The 23,521-nt window shown below is 62.9% G+C and carries 17 protein-coding genes, 1 tRNA gene and 2 pseudogenes; 9 read left to right on the forward strand and 11 right to left on the reverse strand.

The window, feature by feature from the left end:
- Nucleotides 1-67 precede the first annotated feature (67 nt).
- The 7 genes from ACOOHF_RS04555 to ACOOHF_RS04585 all read left to right on the forward strand — a co-directional run bounded on the left by ACOOHF_RS04555 (nt 68) and on the right by ACOOHF_RS04585 (nt 9,020).
- Nucleotides 68-1,642 (forward strand): alkaline phosphatase D family protein, encoded by a 1,575-nt coding sequence (locus ACOOHF_RS04555; RefSeq protein ID WP_420463556.1) that lies wholly within the window; start codon nt 68-70, stop codon nt 1,640-1,642.
- Between the two features lie 87 nt (nt 1,643-1,729).
- Nucleotides 1,730-1,804 (forward strand) — tRNA-Ile (locus tag ACOOHF_RS04560).
- A gap of 407 nt (nt 1,805-2,211) precedes the next feature.
- Nucleotides 2,212-3,564 (forward strand): GTPase-associated system all-helical protein GASH, encoded by a 1,353-nt coding sequence (locus tag ACOOHF_RS04565; protein WP_420463557.1) that lies wholly within the window; start codon nt 2,212-2,214, stop codon nt 3,562-3,564.
- A 228-nt stretch (nt 3,565-3,792) separates the two neighbouring features.
- The gene (locus ACOOHF_RS04570) at nt 3,793-4,521 is read left to right on the forward strand and encodes a TRAFAC clade GTPase domain-containing protein (RefSeq protein ID WP_420464333.1); all 729 of its coding nucleotides are present in this window, start codon (nt 3,793-3,795) and stop codon (nt 4,519-4,521) included.
- Nucleotides 4,522-4,525: 4 nt separating this feature from the next.
- Nucleotides 4,526-5,359: a hypothetical protein gene (locus ACOOHF_RS04575; RefSeq protein ID WP_420463558.1), complete on the forward strand. Its 834-nt coding sequence runs from the start codon at nt 4,526-4,528 to the stop codon at nt 5,357-5,359.
- Nucleotides 5,360-5,379: 20 nt separating this feature from the next.
- Nucleotides 5,380-7,863, forward strand: a complete 2,484-nt coding sequence (locus ACOOHF_RS04580) for an effector-associated domain EAD1-containing protein (protein WP_420463559.1) — start codon at nt 5,380-5,382, stop codon at nt 7,861-7,863.
- A 47-nt stretch (nt 7,864-7,910) separates the two neighbouring features.
- Nucleotides 7,911-9,020, forward strand: coding sequence for a caspase family protein (locus tag ACOOHF_RS04585; RefSeq protein WP_420463560.1), 1,110 nt, complete (start codon nt 7,911-7,913; stop codon nt 9,018-9,020).
- A 256-nt stretch (nt 9,021-9,276) separates the two neighbouring features.
- Here the strand turns inward: ACOOHF_RS04585 and ACOOHF_RS04590 are convergent, their stop codons facing one another.
- Genes ACOOHF_RS04590 through ACOOHF_RS04600 form a run of 3 tightly spaced genes read right to left on the reverse strand, consistent with a single transcriptional unit; the run spans nt 9,277 to nt 15,335 of the window.
- Nucleotides 9,277-12,654, reverse strand: coding sequence for a DEAD/DEAH box helicase family protein (locus ACOOHF_RS04590; RefSeq protein WP_420463561.1), 3,378 nt, complete (start codon nt 12,652-12,654; stop codon nt 9,277-9,279).
- Between the two features lie 6 nt (nt 12,655-12,660).
- Nucleotides 12,661-13,854 carry a restriction endonuclease subunit S gene (locus tag ACOOHF_RS04595; protein ID WP_420463562.1) on the reverse strand — a complete coding sequence of 398 codons (1,194 nt, stop codon included), beginning with the start codon at nt 13,852-13,854 and terminating at the stop codon, nt 12,661-12,663.
- The gene (locus tag ACOOHF_RS04600; protein WP_420463563.1) at nt 13,851-15,335 is read right to left on the reverse strand and encodes a type I restriction-modification system subunit M; all 1,485 of its coding nucleotides are present in this window, start codon (nt 15,333-15,335) and stop codon (nt 13,851-13,853) included. The genes ACOOHF_RS04595 and ACOOHF_RS04600 overlap by 4 nt, the downstream gene beginning before the upstream one ends.
- 337 nt (nt 15,336-15,672) lie before the next feature.
- On the opposite strand from ACOOHF_RS04600, the pseudogene ACOOHF_RS04605 reads away from it, so the two are divergent.
- A pseudogene (locus tag ACOOHF_RS04605) lies at nt 15,673-15,888 on the forward strand (IS481 family transposase); the annotation flags it as partial.
- Here ACOOHF_RS04605 and ACOOHF_RS04610 read toward each other — a convergent pair.
- Nucleotides 15,885-17,351: a transposase gene (locus tag ACOOHF_RS04610; RefSeq protein ID WP_420464334.1), complete on the reverse strand. Its 1,467-nt coding sequence runs from the start codon at nt 17,349-17,351 to the stop codon at nt 15,885-15,887. The pseudogene ACOOHF_RS04605 and the gene ACOOHF_RS04610 overlap by 4 nt on opposite strands.
- Before the next feature lie 41 nt (nt 17,352-17,392).
- On the opposite strand from ACOOHF_RS04610, the pseudogene ACOOHF_RS04615 reads away from it, so the two are divergent.
- Nucleotides 17,393-17,712: pseudogene (locus ACOOHF_RS04615) on the forward strand (integrase core domain-containing protein); the annotation flags it as partial.
- 110 nt (nt 17,713-17,822) lie between these two features.
- On the opposite strand, the gene ACOOHF_RS04620 reads toward ACOOHF_RS04615, so the two are convergent.
- The 7 genes from ACOOHF_RS04620 to ACOOHF_RS04650 form a co-directional block, all read right to left on the reverse strand.
- A complete protein-coding gene (locus ACOOHF_RS04620) occupies nt 17,823-18,020 on the reverse strand; it encodes a hypothetical protein (RefSeq protein ID WP_420463564.1) in 198 nt (65 codons plus the stop codon).
- Between the two features lie 37 nt (nt 18,021-18,057).
- A complete protein-coding gene (locus ACOOHF_RS04625) occupies nt 18,058-18,786 on the reverse strand; it encodes a S1 family peptidase (RefSeq protein ID WP_420463565.1) in 729 nt (242 codons plus the stop codon).
- Nucleotides 18,787-18,862: 76 nt separating this feature from the next.
- Entirely contained in the window at nt 18,863-19,336 is a 474-nt protein-coding gene (locus tag ACOOHF_RS04630; RefSeq protein WP_420463566.1) for a transposase, read from the reverse strand.
- 886 nt (nt 19,337-20,222) lie between these two features.
- Nucleotides 20,223-20,552 (reverse strand): hypothetical protein, encoded by a 330-nt coding sequence (locus ACOOHF_RS04635; RefSeq protein WP_420463567.1) that lies wholly within the window; start codon nt 20,550-20,552, stop codon nt 20,223-20,225.
- 13 nt (nt 20,553-20,565) lie between these two features.
- Nucleotides 20,566-21,984, reverse strand: a complete 1,419-nt coding sequence (locus ACOOHF_RS04640; protein WP_420463568.1) for a transposase — start codon at nt 21,982-21,984, stop codon at nt 20,566-20,568.
- A 229-nt stretch (nt 21,985-22,213) separates the two neighbouring features.
- Nucleotides 22,214-23,056 carry a hypothetical protein gene (locus tag ACOOHF_RS04645; RefSeq protein ID WP_420463569.1) on the reverse strand — a complete coding sequence of 281 codons (843 nt, stop codon included), beginning with the start codon at nt 23,054-23,056 and terminating at the stop codon, nt 22,214-22,216.
- Complete coding sequence (locus ACOOHF_RS04650; RefSeq protein ID WP_420463570.1) at nt 23,049-23,213, reverse strand: DUF2188 domain-containing protein; 165 nt, start codon at nt 23,211-23,213, stop codon at nt 23,049-23,051. Before ACOOHF_RS04650 ends, ACOOHF_RS04645 begins: the two co-directional genes overlap by 8 nt.
- Nucleotides 23,214-23,521 lie beyond the last annotated feature (308 nt).

Raw genomic sequence — 23,521 nt, forward strand, 5'->3', positions numbered from 1 at the left:
CTTGACACCCGGTGCCCGGGCCGCCTAAGCAGTGCCTGCAATGGCAGAACGAACGTTCGATTCCGGGATGAACACGCGGCGCGACTTCGTCGCCGCCTGGTCGCGCGCGGCGGCCCTCTGCGCGCTGGCGCCGGTTCCCTTCGGGCAGTTCGGCCCGGGTGCCCGCGCGGGCGGTGACCGCATCGTCACGCGCTCCGGCCGCTCCGCTTCGGCGGACCGCTTTCCGTTCGGGCTCGGCGTCGCGTCGGGCGAGCCCGCGGCCGATGGGGTCGTACTCTGGACGCGCCTGCTCGACCTGCCCGGCGACCCCGGGGACGCACTCCCCGTCCGCTGGGAGATCGCGGCGGACGAGGCCTTCCGCACGGTGGTGCGACGCGGAGAAGCCGCAGCGCTGGCGCAACTCGGCCACTCCGTGCATGTGGAGGCCGCCGGCCTCGAGCCCGCGCGCGACTACTGGTACCGCTTCCACGCCGCGGGCGTGACGAGTCAGGTCGGCCGCACCCGCACCGCCCCCGCCCGCGGCGTTCTGCCCGGGAGCTTCGACTTCGTCTTCGTCTCCTGCCAGCACTACGAGCGAGGGTGGTACACGGGCTATCGGCACATGGCTGCGGAGTCGCCGGCGCTCATCGTCCACCTCGGCGACTACATCTATGAAGACGGACCCGGGGACCGGCCCGACCTCGTCCGACGGCATGACGCGGCGGAACCGCGGACGCTCGAGGGCTACCGGGCCCGCTACGCCCTGTACAAGCGCGACCCGGACCTTCAGGCGGCGCACGCGGCGTCCCCATGGGTCTTCACGCCGGATGACCACGAGGTCGACAACGACTGGGCGGGCAAGAACAACACGGAGGGGATGCCCCTGCGCGCCTTCCTCCAGCGCCGGGCGGCGGCCTTCCAGGCCATGTACGAACACCTCCCCCTGCGGGGGACCTCCATGCCCGCCGGGCCCGATGCGCGCCTGTACCGTCGGCTCGACTTCGGCTCCCTGCTGCGACTTCACGTTCTGGACACCCGGCAATACCGCACGCTGCAGCCCTGCGGGGGCCGGCGGCGGGCGCCATGCGACGGGCAGCATGCGGAAGGCGCCACGATCCTCGGAAGCGAACAGGCCGACTGGCTGCTCGACGGACTCGACCGGTCACCCGCCCGCTACAACGTCCTCGCCAACCAGGTCTTCATGGCCCGGCTCCTCGAGGGCGAAGAGGAACTCACCCTCCCCATGGACAAGTGGGACGGCTACCCCGCCGACCGCGACCGCCTCATGACCTTCCTCCACGAGCGCCGCCCCGCGAACCCCGTCGTCCTGACCGGCGACCTCCACACAAACTGGGTCAACGACCTCAAACTCGACTTCGAGCGCGCCGACTCCCCCACCGTCGGAACCGAATTCGCCGGCACATCCATCAGCTCGAGCGGAGACGGCGTCGACACGGCCCCCCAGGGCGAAAACGCCCTCGGCCATAACCCCCACATCAAGTTCTTCAACGCCCAACGCGGCTACGTCCGCTGCCGGGTGACGCCCGAGCGGCTCCAAGCCGACTTCCGGGTCATGCCCTACGTCACGCGCCCCGACGCTCCCATCGCGACGCGCGCGAGCTACATAGTAGAAAACGGAATCCCCGGCGCCCAGGAAACTTGAACGCGCCGCGCCGTGTCCTTAGGATGAACCCCGCCCGGCGCCCGACCCTCCGTCACGAACGGAACGGTCGCGCGCCGGTCTTCTTCGGGGCCCGTAGCTCAGCCTGGTTAGAGCGCACGCCTGATAAGCGTGAGGTCGGTAGTTCAAATCTACCCGGGCCCACTCAAGTTCCCACCGAATCCAAGCTTCGCCCCAGCCCCGATCTCGAGCGACCTCACGGACGATCGAGTCGCCCCAGGTGGTTCAACCGAGCGCCCGTCTCGGGCGCGAGCTCGGTGAAGCAGCGGCCTCGGCAGAGGACGGTGCTTCACCAACTCTACCCGGGCCCACGCTCCCCGGTCACCGGTGTCCGCCTCTTGGCAGCCGCGTCTCTTGTTGGGTGTTTCGGACCTAGCTAGATCACGCCCGAAACTGGGCTTTCGAGCGCAGTTCAGTTAAGCTGTGTACGCACCGGTAGGCAGCGTCGGCGATCTGTGTCTCGCGTCGGAACCCATGGCGGTTGGAGGTCGCGCTAACCTGCCCGTAAACGGCAACGGTACTGCGGGTTGCGACGTAACAGGAGAGATTTCGTGCAAGAAGATGTGTTGCTGCGGTTCCTGGGCAGAGGACTGATCGATGTAGGCGGGGATGACGACAAGCTCGGGCATTTGAGGCAAACAGCGGTCGATCTATCCGAAGTTCTCAGAGAGACGCCGGCGAAAGCTACTCCGTTCGCGCTTGTGGCCTTCGATCCTGATGTCCCAAACACCGATCCGACCATCATACAAGTGAAGGACACGCTCCGGAGCCGTTGGGAGACCTACGTCAACACATTCTCCGGCACGCCAGTGACCGTGTTGCGAGCGATCCTGCTGGAAGCGTTGGTCAGAGCCTGTGAGCAAGATGATGTGGTGGCGGTTGCGTTTGTTGCTACGGCCCGCAACGTGCTTCCGTTCACGGAGGCTGACGGAGAACAGGAAATATGGACTGAGACCCTCCTCGAAATCGAACGGAGGGTTGAGGAGCGTGCCCAGCGGGAGTGGGCGACTCCTGCTTCGATTTCCATCCCCGACCACGAGTTCGATCCACCTTCTGCGGTTGAAATTCGTATTCGATCGAAGAAGACAAGCGACACCACCCTCCGGCCGAAGTTCGAAGCCGCTGCCGGGCCTCACTCAACTGATCCAAACGGATCGCAAACAGATACCAGTGGAAACCCTCACTGGCCGAACAACAATGGGGACTGGGTCCACGAATTCGGAACGCGAACGGCTCAAGCCGTTGCGGAAGCAATCAACCGTGCAATAGGAGGCCTGTCCGTCGAGGGTGGCGACCTGCCCGGTATCGCCCGAGAGATGATGGCGGTGATGTCTGAGCATCTGACCGCTACTCTGCGTGCTGTCAGCGACGCCAGTGCCGGGCTTCAAAGGCGCACTACTCTGCTCTGGTGGAAGGAGGCACTGTTCTCCACGAGCGCTGGCGTGAGCTATCGCGAAATGTCGACATCCGACGCGGCAGCGCTGATGGCTTTCGACATGTACCGACACATCCCCACGTTCTCACCCGCGAGCGTGGCCGCTTTCCTGCGGGAGACGGTCATCGCCCTGCCAACGATGGACCAGGAACAGGAGATACCGATCCGCGAACTCGTTGAGATGACCTACGATGCCGGGGTCTTGGACGAGCTGAGAACTGAAGCGAGCAGACTCGTCGCCGCCCCGGAGGGTCGCGGCTCAATTCTCGGTTTGATCGGCCACCCTGAAGCTGTGGCGCAGATCAACCACGGGAGGTTCCGAAACCTCGTCGGGGTCCAGTCGGACACCATGCTCACCTTGCCGCATTGGTCAGTTTGGATCCTGCGCGAACTGCAAGCTGCCCGGGCCATTGCAGAGTCCTCCGCCCCAAAACGCCGGACTTCTAACGACCAGACATCGAGCGAGTAGATGTCATTGCGAGCATGCCCGACGGAGACGTGCTTCTGGCCCGATACGGCATGCAATCAGGGCCACCTCGACCATTCGGCATGCCCGGTGCTGACAGCGGATTCCACAGCGAAGGAGGACGACCGACCGCCGCCGGAAGCGGTGGCCATGCCCTGGTCGGGAGGCGTTCTCGGGCTTGCGGACCTTGGTTTTGTCGCAGGTCGCAAGAAGCCGACGGTGCTCGCCATCATGGGACCTCAGAACGCGGGCAAGACGACGCTTCTAGGCGCTTGGTACCTGTTGCTCGGACGTGGTGCCATACCGGATGACCTGCGGTTCTCCGGCTCCTGTTCACTTGCCGGATGGGAAGCTGTGGCAAGCTCTCTGCGGTGGGAACCGGGTTCGATACGGCCGAGCTTCCCGCCGCACACGTCCAGCCGCAGTACACGAGTGCCGGGGTTGCTTCACCTAGCCTTCAAGCGGGGAGTGGACCATCGCAGGGACTACGTGATGACCGATGCGCCCGGCGAATGGTTTCGCAATTGGGCGGTCAATCGCGATGCGCCTGCTGCCGAAGGTGCCAGATGGGCTGCCGAACATGCCGATGTCTTTCTTCTGGTCGCAGACCGCGAAGCCTTGGCTGGGCCCGAGAAGGGTGCAGCACGCACCGATATTCAACTCCTCGCCCGCCGCTTGGCGGACGATCTGCGAGGACGACCCGTCGCCCTCGTCTGGACCAAGGCAGACACACCGATCCCAGAAGATACGGAAGAGGCGGTCCGAAGCGCCGTTCTCCGGGCGGTTCCGCGTGCCACAGAGTTCGCCGTCAGCATCATGTCGGAGTCAGATGGAACGGGAACTGGGCAGGGGCTCGTGGACCTTCTCCGCTGGGTTCTGTACGCTAGGCGACCGGCTCTCCGACTTCCGGAACCGGCAGGCGATAACCTCGATCCCCTCTTCATCTTCGGCGTGAGATAGGGCAATGGTACCCCCCGACAAATCCATTCTGCTGATCGGCGAATCTGACGTCGGCAAGTCCCACTACGGCGGTCAGCTATTGAAGCGGCTTATGCAAGAAGACGGGCAACTCCGTATGGATGGAGCAGCCACCAATCTTGAGCCCTTCCAAGCAGTGATGGCCTGTCTAGATGCGGGTCGTTCGGCTGATCATACGCCCACTACGGCCTACCACGAAAGCCGCTGGCCGATCGTCGATAACGAGGAACAAGAGGCGGATCTGATCTGGCCCGATTATGGCGGCGAACAGATCAAGAACATCATCGACGACAGACAGCTTCCCCAAGTCTGGTTGCACCGTATTACCCAGTCCTCGGCATGGCTTATGTTGATTCGTTTACAAAAGATCCGAACGGACGATGACGTCTTCTCCCGTCCTCTCACATCTTTGAAGGGAAGAGTTACAAAATCCTGGGACTCTGGCTTGTCGGATCAAGCTCGCTTAATTGAGCTCATGCAAGTGCTGATCTATATTTGGTCGACAGCGAATGAGCGTTCCGGCGGATTTCCTCCACTGGTTGTGCTCCTGACGTGCTGGGATGAGATGGACAGCCCGGGGAAACCCATCGACGAGTTGTGCAGTCGCCTACCAATGTTCGCCGACTTCGTCGCCAGCAACTGGGAAGAATCTTCGGTTCTCGGACTTTCTGCGCTTGGGCAAGCGCTCGACAAGAACACACCTAACAAGGATTACATCGCAAAAGGTTCTGAGCAATTTGGCTATGTGGTTCTGGAGGACGGTAGGCACTCCCCCGATTTGACGTATCCGATTCGCAGACTAATCGCTGGCCCTCCGTGACGGGGGGCGGCTAGCGAGCGATGCGAATCGAGCAAGCCTTATACGGCGAACATCGCCGCGGACACTCGCTGCTGGCGTCGAGCGGAGACGACGAGGTATCGGCCGCGATCGTCCCCCGCCTCGATCTACCAGACGCGGCACCGCAGGGTGCCGAGTGGTCCCCGTTCCTCGGGGGCTTCCCTTACCAAGGCCGATATGTGCTTTCGCGGACGTTTCGCGACACTGGTGCGTCACGAAGCGGAATGGTCTTTTCTCACGCGCTCCTCGCTTGCCTGGATGAGATCGTTGAAACTTCGGACTTGAGACCTCTTTTGAAGCTGTTCGCTACCTCGGACCGGCAACGCCCCGATGTCGCAGCGGTTGAACTCGCCCCTACCCTAACGCCGCCTCCGCATTCCGACGAGTTGATAAGTGCAGCCGAGGCTCTTGTAATGAACGGAGGATTGCCGGCCGTGCGGCTCGGCCACATCGGATTCGACGATCTTGTGGTCGCATTGTGGGCGCGTCTGTTGCCCGAGTTCCGCAGAGGCTTCGCATTCCGCTTGAGCTTCGACCCGCGCGATCTCGTCGAGACCCCTAGACCGGCGCTGGTATGCACGCCAAGCGCGCTGGCGGCGCGGTGGTCCGACCACCCGATTGTTCAGTCGGCTGCGCCTCGCGAACCAGCCTCGCTCGCCGCGGCGATCCTAAGCGGTCATGAGAAGGCGACCCCGCTTCTTGAATTCATGCAGGAAATCGGATCGCATCCGACGACGTTTCGTGACCTACGTTGGGCCGAACAAGCTTACGCACTCAACATTGGCGAGTCGACGGTGGAGCGACGGGTCGGGGCCTTGAGACTCATCGAAGAGTTGTCGCCACATCCGGATGCCGGCGAAGACAGAAAGAATGTTCTTGTCCGAGAGCTGTGCGAGCTTGTGCCAGCAGCCAGACCCCAAGGCATCCTTCTGTTGCGGAACTTGCAGCTCTCCGCAGTCTCCACGCCGACCTCAGTTTGGAAGGCGATCGAGACGTGGGCGGCCAAGAACGGCTATCGTCAAGATCAGGATGTGGAAATGCTCTCCGTCCTGGAGGACGCGACGAACAGTACTGCTGCCGTGGAGGAATGGCGGAGCGCGGTTCTGAACGGCTTCGCGAGTGCGGCTCGCGCGCGCAAGTCTGGCTTCTTCGCCGCCTTCTGGCGGTGGCTTCAGATCCGCCCCGATATCGTGGGTACCTTGTTCCAATATGTACCCGCCGCGCCCAGGGTTGAAGAACAACTCGTGGGCACGGTGCCGCCCAAGCTCCACGAAACAGCCGCCATCACCCTCCTTGCACACGCTCGGTCCCGTGGATGGTTCCGCCTGCACGGCACCGTCTTGTCAGCCAGTTGCTCTCCTTTCGATGCCGCGCGCCAGCAAGCTGCCGTCGATACCGATCCATCAGTCCTCGCAGGTCTACGGTCGGCTCTACGCAATGCCCATGCAGCGGAAGTCGTCGAGTGCGGGCTCGAGATCGACGACCCCCGTATGCGGCAGCTTGCCGGAGAAGCGGTCGCCAAGAGGCCCACGTTATTGGTCGACGTGGACATTTCATGCCCCAAGGCACAGGCGGTGTGGCGTGAAGCTCTTGCCATCGACCCTAAGTCTTGGCAAGGACCCGCCGATCCAGAGGCCGCGTTTCATCTGATACTCGACCGCATGCTGGACGGGGACGAAGCAGATACATCGCTCATCGCGCTACTGTCGAACACTCCGCTCGGCGACCTTGGGATCTATCCCCGCAGGCCGGAGGTATGGTCGCGCATTAGTGGAGTCCCGTTCAACAATCTTGTCGCCGCGACCACGAGCGGGTGGCTCCGGGAGGCGTCCAGAACCGGCGCGCCGTTTGTCCCTGAAGGTACGATACAATCTGCGATCCTTGAGAGCGACAGCTTCGATCCAACCGTGGATGCGCTGATCCCTGATCGCATTGGCGCGATCGTCGGAATTGTCACTGCGCTTTATGGGTACGACGAGCACCGATTCCTCGGATTGATCGGCAACGTGATGCAGCGCACAAGAGCCCTGACGGCCTCCGATGCCGAAGCAATCGGCCGGCTAATACTAGAACGTGAATGGCGGCAAGCGGCGGCAGATATGGCCGAGCGATATAGATCCGGCCGACAAGACCTAAGACCCACGCTCCGCGCGTGTTATGACATAGTCGGTTTTTGGAACCGACTTGCCCTCGGTTTGACACCAGTCTCGGATTCGGAGAAATGGCAGGCCCTAGAGTCATTGGCTGCCACCCTCTACCCTAGCGGTCCGGACCATCACGGATTGTGGGAGCGTGCAGGCGGGAACGACGCTGATCTCCCGTCGGCCCTCTCCGGGCGGATGCGATGGAGGCAAGGAATGCGGGACATGCAGAATGGGAAGCAGCCCACCCCTTCCGCTCTCTTGGCTGAAATGAGGGAGGATTTTCCCAACAACCAGCAGCTCCTCCATCTGGCCAGAAATTCTCTCTTCCGTGGGAAGGCCTAACTGGATCTCACAGTGAATGACCTATACAAACCTGGAAGGAAAAGGGCATGAAGGACATTTCTTCCACGCTGCTAACGGCAGAGAGAGGTTTCACAGCGGGACATGCCGTTGTCATCGGAGTTGCGCGTTACAAGAACGCGTATCCATTACCAGATGCGGTTACGAATGACGCCCGCGATGTCGCAGAGATTCTGACATCCGATGCCTACTGCGGATATCGGGCAAATAACGTACACTTGCTTCTCGACGGGGACGCAACGCTAGCGCGCATCAGGACTGCACTGGATTCCGTAGCTAAGGCTAGTGGACCGAATGACTCCGTAGTCATCTTTTTCTCTGGTCACGGCACACGCCTTGGGGATCCTGCCGACCCTCAAAGCGCCTTGTTGCCAGTGGAATTCGACATGCGAGCGCCAGATACGACGAGCCTGTCAGAAACAGAGTTCTCTTTGGCGCTTCGGCGAATCTCGGCGGAACGTCTACTCGTCCTGATAGATGCGTGCAATTCCGGAGGTGCGGGCAGGCTCAAGGATAGTGAACGAACGGAATCATTGGTGGTTGGCTACAGCGAGAAATCACTGATCCGGCTGGCGGAGGGCACCGGTCGAGTTTTATTTGCGTCATGCCGAGCGGACGAAGTCTCCCACGTATTCGATAGCGCTCGAAACAGCGTGTTTACGTCTAAACTCCTTGAGGCGTTGCGCGGCGAGGGACGGACGAGCGGGGACGGTGTGATTCGGGTCTTTGAGATATTCAACCACGTCGCCGAGATGGTGAAACGCGCTTTGCCGGGACGCCAGCATCCGATTTTTAAGGCAAGTGGCTTGGAAGATAATTTCCCTGTTGCACTCGACAGAGGTGGAATCAAAGCGATCTCGACCGACGCAACGTCGAGTGCTGTGCTTGGAATCTGGGAGCAACTCGAACGTCTGATGCCGGATCTTTATCCATCGGGACCGATGGATCAGGAGGTTTGGGCACGAGCAGGCGGCGATCCGTCTCGTTTGCACCTGAGCGACACGGGGCGGGCGGTCTGGTTCAAGGCTTTACGCACACTCCGTCGCGGCGGTGGCGGCGCAAGCATTTCCAGAGAGAGCTTAGTCAGAACGGCACTTCAGGACTACCCCCACCATCCGGCTTTGGCAGCACTGGTGTAGTGTGAATTGTGGTCATTCAGCCGTTCCATCGAGTGCGCCGACAACCTTCACGTGTGTCCTTCGGGTCCTTCCGCTAATCCGTGGAACACGGAGTGATTGAGACGGTACTCCGCACAGCTGAGATCGGGAACGCGCATCATGATCTCGACGCCATCGGTTCCGGGGAACATTCTGACAGGAAGCACGGGGCTGTCGTGCAGTTCTGCTGTGAGCGTGGACGATTCTTTTGCCGTGGATCACGGTGCCCTAAGATCGGCTAAGCAACCAGTCCTGAATTGACCTGCCGGAGCACCTCGAAAACACCCTCGATTACCTCCACGTTGCCGTCAAAGAGCGCGTCCGGCCCCTCCGCGTGCAGGTTGCTGAACGGTGGCTCGTAGAGCGCCGAGGCTTCGATGACCCCTCGGGCGCTGAGCTGGTCAATCACCATTTCGATAAAGCGGATCTGGGAAGATGTGAGGCTCCGGTCGGCCAGAAAACCCGAGAAGGCGGCCTGCGCGGCCGTTCGATCCAACCCCACCAAACTCCTTACGAAATGAGCGAGCGATGGCGACTCGCTGCGCGCAAGAAGCCCGGAAAACAGCGTTTCCCCATCCTCTTCGCCGATCTCGACCAAGGTTGATTCCAGCCCTTTCAGGTCGGCATCCGTGAGCGGTTGGTTGGTTCTCAGCCGGCGGATGACCAAATGATCGAGATGATTGCGGAGGTATTCCTCGACCTTCTTCTCGTACTGAGCCCCGGTCATCTTCGGCATGTAGAACGCCCGCTTTTCTCGGACCTCCACAACCTCGTCCTGGAAGTCCGTGTAGACGATCTTGCGCTTCTTCTTGTCGAGGAAGGGGACAATCCCCCGCAGCCGTAGCCGCAGGTCCTCGATGCCACCGAGAACGATGCCTTCCCAGAAATCGGTGTCCTGTACGGCAGCCAGATAGCCGAGCTGAGTCTTCACCGCGGGAATCGTGCTCTTCTCTTCGAGCAGCATGGCGATCTCGACGACCCGTCGCCGATGACTCTCGAAGACGGTCTCGTTGCCCTCGGCCAGGGCAAGCTGCATACGAAGCGCGGTGAGATCGAACATCCGTGACTCGATGTCGTCCGTCTCGATCTCGTTCGGAAGTCCAGCGATCTCCAGCTCCAGTGTCTGAGCGTCGGAGTCGCTGAGTCGCTCCCACGCCTTCCGGTCACGGAAGTGGTTCACCGCCTCAAGGTGCATCCTCACGATGAAGTTCTCGCGGTTCATCGCGGCCACTTGGCCGTGAAGTTCATCGGTCAGCGAGCCCGCGATCTTCATGTCCGGGTCGAGGGCAGGCGTCGTTTGGACATGGGACAGGAGCTGGACGCGAGAGCGGAAGAGCCGGGTGCCGAGCGGCACTCCGGCACCCGCCTCGATCCCATCCGGGTTCTCGCGGAAGAAGTCGAAGTTGAAACAGAAATCGAATACGCGAAAATCCTGCTTGTCCTCATCCGGTCCGAAGAAGTCGGGGCAGAGCCGCGTTCCACGTCCGATCATCTGCCAGAACTTGATCTTCGAGTAGACCGGCTTGAAGAAGACCAGGTTCGCCACCTCGGGCACGTCGATACCGGTGTCGAGCATGTCCACCGAGATTGCGAGATGCGGAGCCTTGTTCTTCTGCGAGAAGTCGTCGATAAGGCTCTGCGCGTACTTCGCGTAATGGTCGATGACGCGGGCGAAGTGTCCCGCGTGCTGCGGGTAGTGCCGGTCGAACCGTTTCTCGACGAACTCTGCGTGTTCGTGATTGCGAGCGAACAGGATGGTCTTGGCCAGCCGGTCACCGCCATCGACCTTGTGGCCATGCTGCATTAGGTGCCGTAGCGCCTTGTCCACCGTGTCCTCGTTGAAGAGCCAGTTGTTGATCGCGGACGCGTTGACCCTGTCCGGAAGAGCGTCGGGGTCCACGTCATCGCCCCAGTCGAGGCTCTCCCACTGCTCTTTCTCCTCCTCGCTCAGGGCGTCGTAGTCGATGCCCTCACGTGGAAACCTCAGATCCACCTGCTGTACGCGCGGCGGCACGAGGAAGCCATCCGCCACAGCAGTCTCCAGTTCATAGGCGTCCGTGGGAACGCCCGGCTCCAGATCGAAGAGTGCGTAGGTGTTCCGATCCACCTGCTCTCGTGGTGTCGCGGTCAGCCCGACGAGCAGCGAGTCGAAGTAGCGAAAGATCGCTCCGTATTTCTGGTAGACCGAGCGGTGCGCCTCATCGATGATTACGAGGTCGAAATGCCCGACGCTGAACCGGGCCTCGTTGCCCTCCGCTTCGTCGATCAGTCCCATCATCGTCGGATACGTGGAGACGTAGACCCGACCGACCCTGTCCTTCTCGGTCACCAGGTTCACCGGGCTCGATTCCGGCAGATGCGCTTTGAACGCGCTTACCGACTGGTTCACCAGCGACACCCGGTCGGCCAGGAACAGCGTTCGCTTCACCCACCCCGCCCGCTGCAAGAGATCCACCAGCGCGATCGCCGTCCGGGTCTTGCCGCTGCCGGTGGCCATCACCAGGAGCGCCTTGCGCCGCGCATTTGCGAACTGCTCCGCGATGCTGCCGATCGCCCGCTTCTGGTAATAGCGATCTACTATCCGGCCCCTTACCTGCGCCACGTCCAATGCCTCTCGCTGGGCTCGGCGCACGATCAGAGATGCCAGTTCGTCCTTCTTGTAGAACCCGGCGACGGTGCGTGGTGGATAGAACAGGTCGTCCCAGAGGCGGGTCTTGTAGCCGTTGGTGTAGAAGATAACCGGCCGTTGCCCGTGCATTGCCTCCAGGCAGTCTGCGTAGAGCTTCGCCTGTTGCTGCCCCTCCTCCGGATCCACCGTAGTCTTCTTCGCCTCGACCACGGCTAGTGGCTTGCCATCGTCTCCCCACAGGACGTAGTCCGCGTAGCCGATCCGCGACTCGTTCGGCATCCCAGTGACTTCGTACTCGCGGTCGTGTTTCGAGTCGAGCCGCCAGCCCGCCCGGTGGAGCGCTAAGTCGATCAGCAGGCGCCGGGTCTTCTCCTCGTTCCAGTCATGGGTCTCGGGGACGGCCTCGTTTTCCGCCTTGATAGCCGCGAGCCGTTCGCGCAAGACTTCCACCTCACCTTCCAGGTCCGCACGTGCGTCCTCGGCCACGTCTCGCTGTGCCGTGACGGCCTCCAGTTCGGCGAGGCTGGCCCGAGCCTCCGGGGCGTCCGGTTTGGGAATGAGGGACTCGTCTAAGGTCCTTCCCTGGAGGTTCTCAGCTCCCTTTCGCAGGTAGGTGCGACCCGTCCAGTAGAGAACGTGATAAAGCTCGCGCAGGACATCCATCGCCTTCTCAGGTGCCGGCGACTTGTTACCGTGGACCGCCACGTTACCCGCCTGCCGGATGAATTCGGCCTTCTGCCACACCACGTTCGGCACGAGTTCGCGGAAGGCAGGATCGCTGATGTAGCCGTCCAGGTTCGTGACCTTCGGTGGCTTCAAAGCCTTCTCGACCCTGCAGATGCGCTTGAGCAGGCGCTCAAGTGCATGCCGGGCGTGGAAGCAAGAGGCCCGAGGGTCACCGTAGACGTGCCGCTCAGCGTAGGTCGCACTCTCCGCGACATGAAGGAATTCCTGCCTCAGGAAGTCGAAGTTCGCGGAGATCTCCATCGTGGCTCAGAGATCGCCTCTGAAGGCGCGGGACTGAAGAGATGCGAAAAGGGTGTTGAGCTCAGCGAGGTGGGCTTGTTGCCGGACCTTCTGTTGCTCGACGGACTCGACGATGGTGGCGAACCGGCGTTGCAGATCTGAGGGTGGGACCAGGATCGGAAGCGTCTGTAGGGATTTCCAATAGACGGCGAATACGCTTGTCGTGCCTGCTTTCCGTTTCTCTAGTTCGCGCTGCACCCGTCCAAAGCGAAACTGCATCGCGATCACCGTGGGCTCGACCTCTACGCAGAATCGGATCCGCATGAGGTTGTTGTTGAAGAGCCAGCCTTCAGGTCCCGGAAAGACACACACCTTCCCAACCAACTGCTTCGAGTTCCGAGTGTTGAAGAGGAAGTCCCCGGGCTTCAAACGATAGTCCTTCAACTCCCGCTCATCCGCTTCCGTACGTTGCACCTTATCGGGCAGAAACTCCCCAGTGGCCGTCACGGCATCCATTCGAACATAGGGGATCGTGAAATCCCAGCCGAACTCTTTCGATGACCGCACCAATCCGAGCTTCTTGGCCGCGGTGATGTCTCCAAAGGCCCTACTCTCCCACCTCATCGGATTCGTGTCCGGGTCGCCGAACATGTCGAGGAAGGTGGATTGGAGCAGAGTATCGAACTCGGAGAGGGCCTCGCGGCGCTTGGCCCGCAGCGCGTCCGCCGCATCCAGAATCTCCGCGATCCGCTTCTGCTCGGCAAGGGGCGGGAGTGGGATTTGGAGGTTGTCCAGGTGCTCGTTTCTCAGGTTGTTGATATTGACCCCAGCAGCCAGTCTGGAAATGACGTGCCGGTAGAGGGAGGTCCTGAAGTAGTGGCCGAAGTAGTGGGGGTCGACATCAGGCCCCGGGCGCAGCACTTTACAGAATGCGCCAAACCCGCCCTCGAATCCTATCCGCGCTTGCGCCGTCTTTCCTACGACGGAGATACTGCCACTTGATGCTGCCACAACGATGTCATTCGGGACAATTCGTTGCTTCTGAGAGATCTTGGTGTTCGGTACGAAAATCAAGTCTTCAAGAAGCAGTCCGTGTTCTCCAATGTTGTTGGCCCGCAATATGGGCGAGTAGCCACTTCTTGGGACTGCGCTGGCGTCACTCTTGGCATATGTCACGCCACGAACCTGCTTGCTGATGTCGCGGACGGCTACGACCTTCATCCTAGCATCCCCTCCAACTCCTTACGTCCCTTCGCAATGTCCTCCTCCAACGCCGCTAGCCGCCCAAGGATCACCTTCGGCGGGTTGTACTCCACCGCCTCGTATACCACCTCCTTGTAGCGGTTGATGGAGAGGTCGTAGTCGTTGCCCGCGATCTCGGCCTTGGGCACGAGGAAACTCTGATCCGTCCGCGCCCGCTTGAGCTCCGCCTCGCGGTTCTGCCAGCGGGCGAGAATGTCGGAAAGGTCGCTCTTCTCCGGTCGCGGCGTGCGCTTGTCGTCCAGCGAGTAGCCGTCCGCCTGCATGTCGTAGAACCAGACGTGGTCTGTGCCGCCGGAGTTGGTCTTGGTGAAGAGCAGGATGGCGGTGGAGACCCCGGCGTAGGGTTTGAAGACGCCAGAGGGCATGGAGACGATGGCGTCGAGCTTCTGCTCCTCGACCAGAATCCTGCGCAGGGTCCTGTGCGCCTTGCTCGATCCGAAAAGCACGCCGTCGGGCACGATGACGGCGGCGCGGCCGCCTGTCTGGAGAAGGCGGAGGAAGAGGGCGAGGAACAGCAACTCGGTCTTCTTCGTCTTGACAATCTGCTGTAGATCCTTGGCGGTGGACTCGTAGTCGAGGCTTCCCGCAAACGGCGGATTGGCGAGAATGAGCGAGTACTTCTCCGCATCGTCATCGTCGGCCTGCGCCAGCGAGTCCCGGTAGCGGACGTCCGGATTCTCCGCGCCGTGAAGCAGCACGTTCATGCTGCCGATGCGCAGCATGGTGCTGTCAAAGTCGTAGCCGTGGAACGTGCCTTCGTTGAAGCGGCGGCGGGCGGCAGCGTCCTTGTAGATGGTCCCGCTATCGTGCTCGACCAGATACTCGGCAGCGGCGATAAGGAAGCCCGCCGTGCCGCAGGCCGGGTCGCAGATGACGTCCTTAGGCGTCGGCGCGGCCATGTCCACCATCAGCTTGATAATATGACGCGGGGTGCGGAACTGCCCGTTCTGCCCGGCGCTCGCTATCTTGCCGAGCATGTACTCGTATAGGTCGCCCTTGGTGTCGCTGTCGGCCATGTCGATGCCATCGAGCTGATCCACCACGTTCGCCAGCACGCGGGGCGCGGGCATCATGAAGAGGGCGTCCCTCATGTGGTGTGCGTACGTCGAGCTTCTCTCGGCATCGGCTTCCCCGCTCTGCCCCAGGGCCTTCATGAAGGGGAACACCTCGTCGCGCACGGTCTCGAACATCGTCTCGGGAGCGGTCTCCTTGAAGCGAGACCAGCGAATGGCGTCCTGATCGGGAGTGAAGATTGGCTCTTCGATGGGCTTGCCGGTGCGTGCGGCCTTGCTCTCCTTCAGCGTGTGCAGCTCGTCAAGCCGTTTGATGAAGAGGAGGTAGGTCAGCTGCTCGATGACGGAGAGTGGGTTCGAAATGCCCCCGGACCACATCGTGTTCCAGATGTTGTCAACCTTGGCCTTGAGTTCGCCTGTGATCATAGCCTTGGATGCCTTGGCGGTGGATCGGCCTCGCCGGGCTTCGGGTCAGCCCCGTCGGCAGTATACAGCAAACGTCGCGACCGGCGAACCCCGGGACGCCGTGACTCGAGCCTCCCCTTTTGCGCCCCCCCCGGGAGCCGGAGTTGGATCCGGCGCCTCACGGTCTGGAGTCGCCGCCGTGAATTCAAGCTCGGCGGTTCCCCGGATTGTTCCGCCCCTATCCCTTTCCCGGTTCTTTAATGGCTGTGCGTCGCGCCGTTATGGCACCACCCGCGTCACCTCGAAACATGTGGCTTTGGCAAGAGAAGGCGGCGGGGGGCATCCGAGCTACCCCGCCCAGGGCGTGGGCAAGGTTTACATCCAGACGGTGCTGGACTGCTTCAGCCTCTACGTGTGGGCGCGGCTCTACACCTCGAAGAGGCCGGTGACCGCCGTCCAGATCCTGAACAGCCACGTACTGCCCCTCTTCGAGGAACACGGGGTGAAGATCCAGACGGTGCTGAGCGACAACGGGCGGGAGTACTGCGGGCGCGAGGACCGGCACCCCTATCAGGCCGTGGCAAAAGCGCGCTGCGGGCCACGGAATATGACCTCGGCAAAGTGTCGGCGGACTGTTGCGCCGACGCGGCCGGGGCGTCGTCGGAGTGATATCCGGGCCTCGACGGGTCCCGGGTGGCCGAAAACGCGCGATTTCGGCCGGAAAAGGGCCGAAAAAGCGACCCGGAGGCCTCCCGTTTGAAGCGTGGACGCACGTCTGCCCTGAAGACTCCTCGGCGTGCCGTAGCCGTACCGGTGCCGCATCAGGAGCCCGAGGTTGAACCCGGTCGCGTGCACCAGCATCCGCTTGCGGATGTTCTCGTGCCCGCGCAGGTGCGTCCGGCGCATGCCGCCGGTGGTGAGCATGTGGGCGAAGGCGCGCTCCAGCTTCTCGCCCCGCGCCCTCAGCAGGCGCTTGCCACGAGCGCCTCGGATCCGGCGCCGGTTGGCGTAGGTGGGCTTCTGCGCGGCCCGGTCCCGCTTCCAGCTCCGACGACCCCGGTTCGGCTCGCTCACGTAGCTCCGCACTCCGAGCCCCGCCAGGCGCTTCATCGTCGCGTTCGAGTGGTAGCCCTTGTCGCACACCAGCTCCCGAACCTCCGCCCCCACCCGCTCCAGCTGCCCGCGCGCCTCCCCCAGCGTCTTCGGCAGCGAGGCGCAGTCGCCACCCGTCGTCGGCTGCACCGTCAGCCCGCACACCGCCCCCGAGCTCATGTCCACCGCATGCTCCAGCTTATGGCCCATGCGCGTCCGCCCGTCCTTCATCTTCGTGATCCGCGCGTCCGGGTCGTGCGGGTGCTCCCAGTCCTCGTTGCTCCCCTTCCTCGGCCGCTTCCGGTCCAGCTTCGCCAGGTCCGCCCTCGTCGGCGTCTCGATCCCCGACGCCTCCGCCAGACCCTCCAGGAACAGCTGGTATCCCTCCCCCGTGTCCCGCCGCACGATCGACCGCATCGCCGCGTTCCCCTCCAGCGTCGTCGAGTCGATCCCCAGCGTCTTGCCGCTCAACAGCCCGCTCTCCTCCAGGAGCTCCAGCACCCGGGCGAACACTGCCTCGTGCGCCTCCGCCGACAGGCGCCGCCGCGTCCGCGACACCGTCGAGTGGTCCGGCGGGTTCTCGTCCAGCTCGTAGCCAAGGAACTCCCGCAGCGACAGAGACTCCGCGCACCGCCACGCGATCCCCCGCTCAGATCCGATCCCCTCCAGATACCCCACCACAAGCATCCGGAAGTACACCCCCGGCGCCACGCTCGGACGGCCCAGCCGCTCCGCGTAGTACGCCGCGCACGTCTCCTCGCACAACCCGTCGAAGCCCGCCTCCGCCAGCATCCCGTCCAGCGCCCGGTAGAACGGGTGCCCCGGAGCCCGGATCCCCGCCGCAGCCACGAACAGCGCCTTCTGCCGCCCGCCCCTCCGCCGCCCCATCGCCATCGCCCACCTCCGACTGACTGGCCACTCCTGTCCCGGCCACAATCTAACCATCAATGCCGGCGCGGAACATCCCGACTTTTACCACGGACTGCTATGAGCTGTTCCTCCAGCTCGAGAAGATCGACACCGGAAGACGAAGGTGGGCCGGCCGCAGTCGAACGGGTACATCGGGCGCTTCCACCGCACGCTCCTGGACGAGCACCTGAGGGTGTAGGGACGAACGACCTGGTACGAGTCCGTCGACGAGATGCAGGCCGATCTCGACGCCTACATCGAGACCTACAACCGGAACCATCCGCACTGCGGCCGCGGCATGGAGGGGCGGACGCCCTACCAGGTGTTCAAGAAGGGGACCCGGCAGCCCCGCACCCGGAAGAAGTCAGCCAAGAATGAGGTGCAGACCGCAGCCTGAAGCGCTGACCTCGGCGAGGCCGGGTGTCAGGCGACTACCGTACCTGTACAAGCCGCCCGAGATAACCGACGCCCTACCAGTACTCCTCGAAGATGGGGACGCCGAAGGCTTCAGTAAGCCTGGATGGTAAACCGCCGTTCCGCCTCCGCAATCTCCTCCTTGGTGCGTCGATGTATCTGCACGCGAGGATCGCCGGCACGAAACTCGAATGACTCAGCTCCAGACGTATCGTATCGTATCGTCTGCGTCGCCGAGTCTCCCTCACTCTTCCCGCCTTCATCCTTCTTCCTGCGCTTCTTCGTACTCATGCCTTCCTCCTTCTGCCAGTCCCACGGGGAACCCCTTTTATTCTTCCCCATCGCCGGCGATCTTGGCAACGCCTCGCGCAAATTGGATAGACTGCGCCTTCGTAAGACCCGTGACGTACTCATTCGCAGAGATCTTCGCCTCTACTACACCGAAGACCACACCTGTATTGAGGATGAACACGGGACCCCCGCTGTTTCCTTGGGTTGCGGGCATCTGCAGGATGTACCCGGTACGAGCATGAGCCGGAGCTTCCGGTAACGGTAGTACACCGCTGATGGGGCCCATCAGAAACGTACTCGCAGGGCCGATCTCATCCGGGCGGAACCCGTGAGGCCATCCGCAGGTACCCGCCATGACCCCTTCCCGGGGCTCCAGATTGTATCCCAGCCGCAAACAGGTCGGAGGGACCGGCTGTTCCCCGATCCTGAGTGCAGCCACGTCATGGCCCGGATTCCTGGCGTCCTGAAGAACAGGGGTGAACGAGAGATCGAACTGGGTACCGTCCCCCGGTCGGTAGATCAACACACCGAGCGTGTATCCGGCCCATTTCGCCGCCTCCTCGGTCGTCTTCTGCTCGATGGCGTCGAGGACATGCCGTGCCGTCAATACCACCCCGGAAGGGTCATCTATGAAGAACCCGGTACCTTCAAGAGTCAAGCTAACTTGATCGCCTTCACGCTTGGATAGCGCCACTCCGACGGTAGCTCTTCTGACACGTTCGAGAACCCGCTGCTCACGTGCTTTCGGGGGTTTCTTCTTACCCATCGCACCTCCTCCTCCTGCCGAACACGAATCGAGCCGGAGATCCTAGCCGAGAGGCCACGATGACGCTACTCCCTCCCTACGCCTCCGCCTTCCCCGTCAACACTCGGAACAGCAGCCGCCGCCCGACGAGCCGGACCACGACGACTTCTATCTGCCGGATCGTGTCGGCATTCCGAATCGAGTAGCGTCCCGCGAACTCGTCGACGTACCGCTGGAGGTGCTTGACGCTCATGTCGTGGTAGACGCCGTGGTACCCTCGCTTCAGCAGGGCCCAGAAGCTCTCCACCCCGTTCGTGTGCGCCTGCTCCCGGACGTACTCCCCGACTGAGTGTCGGACGGTCTCGTGGCTCGGGAGACCGCAGTAGCCTCCGTGCTCGCTGGTGTAGACGGTTGCCCCGTCCTTCGTGCGGGACAGGACGAAGCCCTGTGGCGTCTCGGTATCGGTACGAGTAGCGGTGCTGGAAAACCTGCTGTAGCGCCCCCCTCTTCCCCTCTCGGCGGAGGTCCTCCGAGACGAGGAGGGAGAGGTGTCGCAGAAGAGGTTGTCCATGCGCAAGGTCCGAGAACTGATGCGCTGAAGTACGAGCTCGGGCGCAGCCACCGCAAGATCGCCGCCTCGCTGAGCATCGCCAACAGCACGGTGTGCGACTACGCGGGCCGGGCAAGGGCGGCCGGGCTTTCGTGGCCGCTGCCGGAGGGGCTGGACGACACTCGCGCTGGAGGCGGCGCTGTTCCCTCCGCTTCCGCCCTCGCGGGTTCCCCAGCCCGAGCCGGACTGGGAACGAGGTGCACCGGGAGCTTCAGCGCCACAAGGGCGTCAGGAGACTCTACGACTCGACGAAGACCGGTACAAGCCGGTAGACTCAGACCCTAACCCCGACACCCCGGCCCCGCTATGGACCTCCGCTCCTCCAAGGTGATCGGAGTCACCGATCAGCTTGTCGGAACCGGGGGTCGGCTTCGTCGGAATACGCAGTTGCGGGAGCGAACGTCATAATTCCATCTCCTCGAGAATGTCCGGCGGAAGAAGCATCCATGAAGGGAGACATCCTTACAGCGTGAAACGGATGTCGGCCAAAGGAGAGGGAGACGAAAGACGGTGGAGGACATTCTTGTCAAAGGCGTCCTGAAGACGTTGAGAACGCGAGGCGAAGGTGACACATACGGAACCCGAACGCTCCGCAGGTTTGTCAACGACACGATCGACAGCAACAAGTGGGATGTACCCGGATGGGTGCGAGGGGCCGTGACCAAGGCCGTCTGTGTCCGATTCGACGAGGTGTGGCAGGCGTTTGGACGTGTCCGGCGCGGAGCTCCCGGATATGAAGAGGCCCAACAGGATCTCCTACACGTCCGCGATGTGCTGGATTCCATCTCTTCGAGGAAATCAAGCTAAGTATATAATTCCCTAACGATGGCTTGACGGCCGCCGGACGTTAGGCCACGCCGTCGGTCGGCCTCAGTGCCGTCCGGATCGCGGCGGAGGCATCCTCACACCATCCGCCAAACTCGGGATGCCCCCGGTAGTAGTCGGCCATCCCGTCAATCTTGGACGCCACCCGCCGCCAAAGCGTCGCGATCGGCGTCAGCCGCATCACCTCCGGCGGCGTCAGGTGCCGCGCCACGTCGCCAAGTCCGGCGGCGACGTGGACGCCGTACCACCTGTCCTGTGCGGCAATCCGCGCCAACGCCCGGAGATGCAGGCGCGGGAAGTCGGTCACTTGCTCCAGATTGGCTAGCTCGCGCAACCCAACAACGGTCCTCATCGTCGCCTCCTCCTTAGCAGGCCGTGGCAAAAGCGCGCTGCGGGCCACGGAATATGACCTCGGCAAAGTGTCGGCGGACTGTTGCGCCGACGCGGCCGGGGCGTCGTCGGAGTGATATCCGGGCCTCGACGGGTCCCGGGTGGCCGAAAACGCGCGATTTCGGCCGGAAAAGGGCCGAAAAAGCGACCCGGAGGCCTCCCGTTTGAAGCGTGGACGCACGTCTGCCCTGAAGACTCCTCGGCGTGCCGTAGCCGTACCGGTGCCGCATCAGGAGCCCGAGGTTGAACCCGGTCGCGTGCACCAGCATCCGCTTGCGGATGTTCTCGTGCCCGCGCAGGTGCGTCCGGCGCATGCCGCCGGTGGTGAGCATGTGGGCGAAGGCGCGCTCCAGCTTCTCGCCCCGCGCCCTCAGCAGGCGCTTGCCACGAGCGCCTCGGATCCGGCGCCGGTTGGCGTAGGTGGGCTTCTGCGCGGCCCGGTCCCGCTTCCAGCTCCGACGACCCCGGTTCGGCTCGCTCACGTAGCTCCGCACTCCGAGCCCCGCCAGGCGCTTCATCGTCGCGTTCGAGTGGTAGCCCTTGTCGCACACCAGCTCCCGAACCTCCGCCCCCACCCGCTCCAGCTGCCCGCGCGCCTCCCCCAGCGTCTTCGGCAGCGAGGCGCAGTCGCCACCCGTCGTCGGCTGCACCGTCAGCCCGCACACCGCCCCCGAGCTCATGTCCACCGCATGCTCCAGCTTATGGCCCATGCGCGTCCGCCCGTCCTTCATCTTCGTGATCCGCGCGTCCGGGTCGTGCGGGTGCTCCCAGTCCTCGTTGCTCCCCTTCCTCGGCCGCTTCCGGTCCAGCTTCGCCAGGTCCGCCCTCGTCGGCGTCTCGATCCCCGACGCCTCCGCCAGACCCTCCAGGAACAGCTGGTATCCCTCCCCCGTGTCCCGCCGCACGATCGACCGCAGCGCCGCGTTCCCCTCCAGCGTCGTCGAGTCGATCCCCAGCGTCTTGCCGCTCAACAGCCCGCTCTCCTCCAGGAGCTCCAGCACCCGGGCGAACACTGCCTCGTGCGCCTCCGCCGACAGGCGCCGCCGCGTCCGCGACACCGTCGAGTGGTCCGGCGGGTTCTCGTCCAGCTCGTAGCCAAGGAACTCCCGCAGCGACAGAGACTCCGCGCACCGCCACGCGATCCCCCGCTCAGATCCGATCCCCTCCAGATACCCCACCACAAGCATCCGGAAGTACACCCCCGGCGCCACGCTCGGACGGCCCAGCCGCTCCGCGTAGTACGCCGCGCACGTCTCCTCGCACAACCCGTCGAAGCCCGCCTCCGCCAGCATCCCGTCCAGCGCCCGGTAGAACGGGTGCCCCGGAGCCCGGATCCCCGCCGCAGCCACGAACAGCGCCTTCTGCCGCCCGCCCCTCCGCCGCCCCATCGCCATCGCCCACCTCCGACTGACTGGCCACTCCTGTCCCGGCCACAATCTAACCATCAATGCCGGCGCGGAACATCCCGACTTTTACCACGGACTGTTAGCTGTTTGGTATTCCCGACGCTAACGCCGCCCGGACCCGCCGCACAAACAACGGCCCGCAACCGACGCGGTCCGCCGTGAGCGTAATCGCTCGCGGCGGAGGCGGAGGAGTGCTGCGGGGCAACGACGAGGTCGCTTACGTTATCCCATCCTCCCGCAGAGCCGATATCCGCTCACTCAGTTCGTCGAGGAACTCCGACAGCGTCAGTTCGAACGCATCCGCAAACTTGTTCGCCGCCTCGACCGTGAGACGTACTTCCTCCTTCTCCAACCGCCGAACGTGCCTCTCCGACAGCCCCGGTATCTCCGTCTGCTTCAGCTGCCGCTCATGCCTCATGTCACGGAGAGCCCGCGACACATTCTCCATCTCGTACCGGCGGATTTCCACATCGGCCAGATGCATGGGATCCACGGCCTGCAACATCTGAGACGGACCCATGTGCACATCCCGATCGGGCCAATGCAGGTAGGAACCGGGTGAATCGATCACGAACCGGCTGACCACGGCCGGCTCGAACCGCCTGACCTTGGGAAGCCTTCCGACCGGGAACTTCCATACGCTCATGTCCCCCAGGACCACCACCAGAGAGTCCTTGAGGACATAAGCGTCAAGGATGCCCTCCCACGCGGCCGGTCGCTTGAGCGCGATGACCAGACGCTTCACGACGGAAGGATCCCGGCACACTTGCAACCGCTGATCCGGCTTGTGGAGTCGAAGCGTCGAGGCGAGACGAAGCACCGCCTGCTCCGGCACGTCCAGCACAACCAGGTAGCGTGTATCCGTATCCACCCAGTTCGGAAGCCGGAGCCGGTCTTGGCCCAGCAACTCACTCGCCAGAGCCACGACGAGGCTCGGAGACGGTCCAGCCTGACCGGCGCCGGATAGCTGTTCCGCCAGAGAACGAAACCCGTCGTCCGGCAAGCAATCCGTCACCGTCCCGCAGAAAGCAATGTGGCTGAACGGTCGTGTGTCACTCATCGGCTGACCGCTTCACCGCTGCGGCGGGTAGGGATCCCGGCCATATGTGTCCATCCCGTTGCGTGTCGAACACCTTCGTTGCCTTCGGGCTACCCGCGGGCTTGACTGCCCAACCGTCCTTTGTAGGGACAACGTGCTGGTTACGCTTCCTCGTCATGGTTTGCACCACCTCCACCCGCGATTACCGGACATGATCGTATCGTAATCTAGCTTATTTGTCCGGCCAAGGTGTCGTTATCGTGCCTCGAACGGCCCCATCGCCGCGGAGGGACCGATGTGAGCGTGTCAGGTTACATTTCTGGGCCCGCGAGAAGGCAGATGCCTTCTGGTGCCCTCAGATATCTCGGCGAAACCATCGATTGGAGGAGTAATCTGGCAACGCGATCCATACCATTGCTGATTCGTCGGCTCCGTCAGGCAGGCTTCGGAAGCGAGTTCGTCTCTGCCGCGATGCTACCCGATTGG

The sequence above is a fragment of the Candidatus Palauibacter sp. genome (assembly GCF_965216145.1).
Classification (GTDB): Bacteria; Gemmatimonadota; Gemmatimonadetes; order Palauibacterales; family Palauibacteraceae; genus Palauibacter.

Coding starts and splice junctions, on each gene's coding strand:
- ACOOHF_RS04625 (WP_420463565.1), bottom strand. CDS start 18,786: ATGGGTAAGAAGAAACCCCCGAAAGCACGTGAGCAGCGGGTTCTCGAA.
- ACOOHF_RS04590 (WP_420463561.1), bottom strand. CDS start 12,654: ATGGAGATCTCCGCGAACTTCGACTTCCTGAGGCAGGAATTCCTTCAT.
- ACOOHF_RS04600 (WP_420463563.1), bottom strand. CDS start 15,335: ATGATCACAGGCGAACTCAAGGCCAAGGTTGACAACATCTGGAACACG.
- ACOOHF_RS04630 (WP_420463566.1), bottom strand. CDS start 19,336: ATGGACAACCTCTTCTGCGACACCTCTCCCTCCTCGTCTCGGAGGACC.
- ACOOHF_RS04570 (WP_420464333.1), top strand. CDS start 3,793: ATGGGACCTCAGAACGCGGGCAAGACGACGCTTCTAGGCGCTTGGTAC.
- ACOOHF_RS04595 (WP_420463562.1), bottom strand. CDS start 13,854: ATGAAGGTCGTAGCCGTCCGCGACATCAGCAAGCAGGTTCGTGGCGTG.
- ACOOHF_RS04645 (WP_420463569.1), bottom strand. CDS start 23,056: ATGAGTGACACACGACCGTTCAGCCACATTGCTTTCTGCGGGACGGTG.
- ACOOHF_RS04555 (WP_420463556.1), top strand. CDS start 68: ATGAACACGCGGCGCGACTTCGTCGCCGCCTGGTCGCGCGCGGCGGCC.
- ACOOHF_RS04620 (WP_420463564.1), bottom strand. CDS start 18,020: ATGAGTACGAAGAAGCGCAGGAAGAAGGATGAAGGCGGGAAGAGTGAG.
- ACOOHF_RS04585 (WP_420463560.1), top strand. CDS start 7,911: ATGAAGGACATTTCTTCCACGCTGCTAACGGCAGAGAGAGGTTTCACA.
- ACOOHF_RS04580 (WP_420463559.1), top strand. CDS start 5,380: ATGCGAATCGAGCAAGCCTTATACGGCGAACATCGCCGCGGACACTCG.
- ACOOHF_RS04635 (WP_420463567.1), bottom strand. CDS start 20,552: ATGAGGACCGTTGTTGGGTTGCGCGAGCTAGCCAATCTGGAGCAAGTG.
- ACOOHF_RS04610 (WP_420464334.1), bottom strand. CDS start 17,351: ATGGTTAGATTGTGGCCGGGACAGGAGTGGCCAGTCAGTCGGAGGTGG.
- ACOOHF_RS04575 (WP_420463558.1), top strand. CDS start 4,526: ATGGTACCCCCCGACAAATCCATTCTGCTGATCGGCGAATCTGACGTC.
- ACOOHF_RS04640 (WP_420463568.1), bottom strand. CDS start 21,984: ATGGCGATGGGGCGGCGGAGGGGCGGGCGGCAGAAGGCGCTGTTCGTG.
- ACOOHF_RS04650 (WP_420463570.1), bottom strand. CDS start 23,213: ATGACGAGGAAGCGTAACCAGCACGTTGTCCCTACAAAGGACGGTTGG.